At 65.8% G+C, this 1360-nt stretch carries 2 protein-coding genes; one reads left to right on the forward strand and one right to left on the reverse strand.

What is annotated here, in order from left to right; translation table 11 throughout:
* The coding region (locus BM175_RS22290; RefSeq protein ID WP_139224779.1) for a LysR family transcriptional regulator at positions 1-370 on the reverse strand (370 nt) is incomplete at its 3' end.
* 113 nt (positions 371-483) lie between these two features.
* On the opposite strand from BM175_RS22290, the gene BM175_RS22295 reads away from it, so the two are divergent.
* The gene (locus BM175_RS22295) at positions 484-1203 is read left to right on the forward strand and encodes an SDR family NAD(P)-dependent oxidoreductase (protein WP_090967010.1); all 720 of its coding nucleotides are present in this window, start codon (positions 484-486) and stop codon (positions 1201-1203) included.
* Positions 1204-1360: the final 157 nt, after the last annotated feature.

The raw sequence follows: 1360 nt of genomic DNA on the forward strand, positions 1-1360 counted from the left end.
GCGCCACTTCGGCGGCTTCGATGAGCGCGGCGGCAAAGAGATCGACGAACCCATCATTGGCTCGGATGACGAAGGTTCGTTTCAGGCTTGCCGGGTCGAACGGAGCGGACTCGGGCGACAGGACGCGCCGGAGGTCTCGAACGAGATCGGGAACCTCGGCCCGAAGAGCAACGGCGTGCGGCGTCGGCACCAGCCCTCGTCCGGCGCGGACCAGCAGCGGATCACCCGTGACGCTTCGCAGCTGCGTTAGTAGCCGACTGGTGGCCGATACGCTGAGGTGCAAACGCTTGGCCGCGCCCGTCACGCTCTCCTCGGCCAGCAGGGCGTCCAGCGCGGCAAGGAGGTTCAGGTCCGTCTCGGGACTTGGCATGCGAGCGTCTCCGGTGACATGGCGCGTGATGCAAACATACCTTGCCGCCACAGCGTCTGGCGCAATAGCGACGGGGACCGCACCTTCGACCCAGCAACTCGAAGGAGCTTCCTATGCCGACCACCCCCTCTCATGCTCAAAATGGCTCGATCCTCCTCGTCGGCGCCTCGCGCGGTCTCGGCCTCGCGATGGCGCAGGACTTTGCAGCGCGCGGCTGGGCTGTCACGGCTACCGTCCGCGATCGTTCCCGCCCAACTCCGCTGGACGATTTGGCTCGCGCCGAGCCTGATCGCGTCCGGATCGAAACGCTCGACATCACCGAGCTCGGCCAGATTGAGGCACTCAACAGCCGTCTCGGCGGGCGCCGGTTCGACGTCTTGTTTGTGAACGCGGGTACCGCCAATCTGAACCAGGCGGAGACGATCGCGGAGGTCTCCACCGAGGAGTTCGTGCGCGTCATGGTCACCAACGCGCTCGGCGTTATGCGGGCGGTGGAGGGGCTATCCGGCCTCGTTCGGTCAGACGGAACGATCGGTGTGATGTCCTCGGGCCAAGGCAGCGTCGCCAACAACACGGCCGGCGGCCACGAGGTGTACCGCGGCTCGAAGGCCGCCCTGAACCAGTATATGCGCTCCTTCGCCGCCCGCCACGCCGACGACCCGCGTGCGATAGTCCTGATGGCGCCTGGCTGGGTGCGCACCGAACTCGGCGGCCCCGATGCGCCGCTTTCGATCGAAGACAGCATTCCGAAGGTCGTCGACGTTCTGGTCGCTCAGAAAGGTCGGCCGGGTCTGCGCTATCTCGACCGCAACGGCGAGACGGTGCCTTGGTGAGGTGCCGCACCGATCAACGAGGCCTGTCACGTCATCTGAAGGAACCCGGATCATGAAGCTGATCGGCATCGAGGAACACATTCTCACACCGGCCATCCGGGATGCGTGGCAGGCGATTGGCCTCGAAGCGGCCGATCCCAGTGTCGCGTTCCACTCA

It is taken from the genome of Aureimonas phyllosphaerae (assembly GCF_900113065.1).
Lineage (GTDB): Bacteria > Pseudomonadota > Alphaproteobacteria > Rhizobiales > Rhizobiaceae > Aureimonas > Aureimonas phyllosphaerae.